Raw genomic sequence first — 2,983 nt, 5'->3', positions numbered from 1 at the left:
ATACTCAGGAGAGAGTGAGTTGGTCAAGGAACATCGTTAAATTATATTTTTGATTTTCAACAACTCAATTTTGTGCACACCAATCATCATCGTTAGCACAATAAATTGTTTTATTTCAAATGATACGTCTCTTTTAATCTTTCAGAATTGAAAAAATTGAATATTTTACGCTAAACTATTACCTCTTTAGAGAGCACTTTAATTAAGTGAATTCCTTATCTTCTGTCAATGTTTACCTTCATACTTTTGAATTTTTTAAAGATGGTATTACGTATCGCGTTGGTTGAATCTTTTAATACTTTATTTGTTAATTGTTGAATTATTTGATTTTCTCCCTATGCCTTTAAAAGCGAAACTTCCTATTACAGTCTGTAAACAGCTAGATTCTAGCGGCTTCCCATTTTTCACTTAAACTAAAGGCTCAACAAGCAGGCCTAAAAATATTTCAAAAGATATTGGGTATCTAAAAAACATTTGAATGTTTCAAGGAGGTATGCGTGCTTCATATCCTCATACCTTAAATGATAGAATTCATAGCACAACAGAATAAACTTAAGTATTCGTATATATAAATTCTTATGAAAGTTATACATATATTTTTCGTATCTATTTTTTACTTTATATTTCTTATTTTTACTTTAATAATATTATGATATAAAATATCATTATTTGGAGTATGATGGTATAAGATCTTTAAGCTTTCTCGATATATTTAAGTGTTTTTTAGTGTGTGGGAATATTCTTAGGCTTGTTTGGCAAGCCTTTTTTAAGTGACTTATATGAGTGGAAAGCCAGCCGTTGAACACTCCCATATTTACGTTTAATAAAAGAGAAAGTTAGCACCATCATCCATTTTTCCAGCACCCAATATCGTTACAGCTCTTGGTCTGTGAGACGATTCAATAAGAGGTATGCCTTTTTGTACATTTTTACTTACACGCCAACTTTGCTTGTAATGTGCAAACAAGAGATTTTGATTGATTCAATATAGAACACGTTTGAAATGAAAGAATTTTACGATATTCGGAACACTTATTCAATATCAATAACGTTAGATATATGATTATAAATCAAAGTGCTATTTCTAAGTTAAACTCGTTAGAATTCCGATTATTTACATACCAGATTAGATTAAGCATTTTCATTCTCATGAGGTATGGGGAGACAGGCAAAATTCTTGTCAAGATTATTAAGGACTTTGATTATCCTTGCGGTGAATTTATGAAAATAAGGGGTTATTTTTTTCATCAGAAATCAACTGCAAAATTGCTCTTTGTTTTTTGCGGGTCAGTATTCTGAAATTTTTCAAAAGTAAATATTCTGCTTTGCTTGCTATTCTGTCATCACAATGATAGAGGTTCTCTTCTTTTTTGCGCTATCAGCATAAAAGAAGGAAACGGGAACATCTAATATATGAGCAATTTCCTGTAAACGTCTTGCACTTACGCGATTTAAGCCTTTTTCATATTTTTGGATTTGTTGAAATGTTACGCCTAAATGACTTCCTAATTGTTTTTGAGAAAACCCCCATGACGTTTCTTCTGAAGCGAATTTTTTTGCCTAAAGAAATATCGTAAAAATGTAGATTTTTAGCTTTCACTTGATGTCCCCACCGGTTGCGAGCGCCCTCGCATTAGTATTCCGGGGTCTGGAAGTGCTGACTCAAAACAGCCTCTTGCTTTTAGTGCTGAAAGCACTTGGACATAACAAGAGCCCCCGGAAATTCCGGGATATCCGCAAAAGCGGTTTTATTTCTAGTTTGAGTTTTTCGGGCTTCCAGACCCTATTTGATTGTTGCGTATACAACCAAAAACACAAGCCTCCTTCATAAGGCAATTACTTTCAATCGTCAATTGAAATTACAACAGTGTTTCTTGTTTATTTTTTCAAGTTTTCACGTAATTAATGCGTGTATTATACATAAAAATATTGCTTGAGATACTTTAGATACTTTTAAAAATTGTAAAGCGGAATTAAAGGGTGATGGCAAGGTAATGGGGAGATTTTCTCCTTTACGATTTTATGTTTTCTCTCCCAAATTAGGTTGCGTCTTCGTTTCAAAGATTATGCAAACAGATAAATATTCTTGTCTTCTATATGGTATACAGAAGATGATACAGCTTATCGTTTTTATTCATCTTAAATTGAGGTATCTCAAACATGTTGCTCGTAAATAGTATAAATTAAAGTCCATGAAATATAACAATCTTTATGTTTAATATAATAAACTTCATTCACTTGGGTTGATTCAAAATGTTATTATGGCCTTTGTATTTAAAAGGTTCATAAGAGCCATTTTTATTCCCTTTTTAATTATTTTTATTCAGATGCTTGTGTTGTGCAAGCGAATGGTTTTGATTGCTTTAGTATGAACAGGCTGGAATGAGAGAATCTGGTGATATTTTTGGCTTTTGTTACAAGGTGTAAAGCGATATAAATATCTTTATTATAAAACACTTTTTTTCAGAATTCGTCAATACTTGAGATATCATATTGATAGAGGCTTGATAACAGTGGGCTTGTAGAGGGAAATTGCATGAGGATTTTTTATTTTTTATGCGTTATTTCTTCATTGTTTTGCAAAGGGCGCGCTTCTGAGGCAAGCATAATGGGAACGCCATCACGAATAGGGTAGGCAAGTTTGGCTTTGAGAGAAATGAGCTCTTGTGTTTTTCGGTTGAAAGAGAGCGTGCCTTTCGTCATTGGGCAGACGAGCAATTCGAGCATTTTGGGATCTGTAGTCATTTTTTTCATGTTTGGATATTCATTAGTTTAAGCGGTAATCTGTTCCTGTTTGTTTCATGAGCGAGCGTTCTGTTAATGCAAGAAGAGTTTGGGCACGGCTTTCGATATCTGGAGCTTCAAGGAGAGCTTGTTTTTCTGCTGGTGTAAAGGGGATAAGGGCAGAAAAAGCATTAACCAATATAGGTGTAGGGGCTTCTATGATACTGCTCCAATTATATTCCATTTCATGGATGGTTAG

2 protein-coding genes and 1 pseudogene are annotated in these 2,983 nt (G+C 33.4%); all 3 read right to left on the bottom strand.

Annotated elements, in window-relative coordinates:
- Nucleotides 1–1,332: 1,332 nt before the first annotated feature.
- Nucleotides 1,333–1,476: a hypothetical protein gene (locus ACFIO3_RS10855; protein ID WP_375607370.1), complete on the bottom strand. Its 144-nt coding sequence runs from the start codon at nucleotides 1,474–1,476 to the stop codon at nucleotides 1,333–1,335.
- Nucleotides 1,477–2,547: 1,071 nt separating this feature from the next.
- Complete coding sequence (locus ACFIO3_RS10850) at nucleotides 2,548–2,754, bottom strand: Trm112 family protein (RefSeq protein WP_273791466.1); 207 nt, start codon at nucleotides 2,752–2,754, stop codon at nucleotides 2,548–2,550.
- Nucleotides 2,755–2,767: 13 nt separating this feature from the next.
- Nucleotides 2,768–2,983: pseudogene (locus ACFIO3_RS10845) on the bottom strand (ATP-dependent protease); the annotation flags it as partial.

The sequence above is a fragment of the Bartonella sp. AD328YNZD genome, from assembly GCF_042196425.1.
The sequence above is the reverse complement of the archived record's forward strand: the minus strand, read 5'-3'. Positions and strand labels throughout refer to the sequence as shown.

Excerpts from the sequence above, each read along its gene's own strand:
- ACFIO3_RS10850 (WP_273791466.1), bottom strand. The coding sequence starts at position 2,754 with ATGAAAAAAATGACTACAGATCCCAAAATGCTCGAATTGCTCGTCTGC.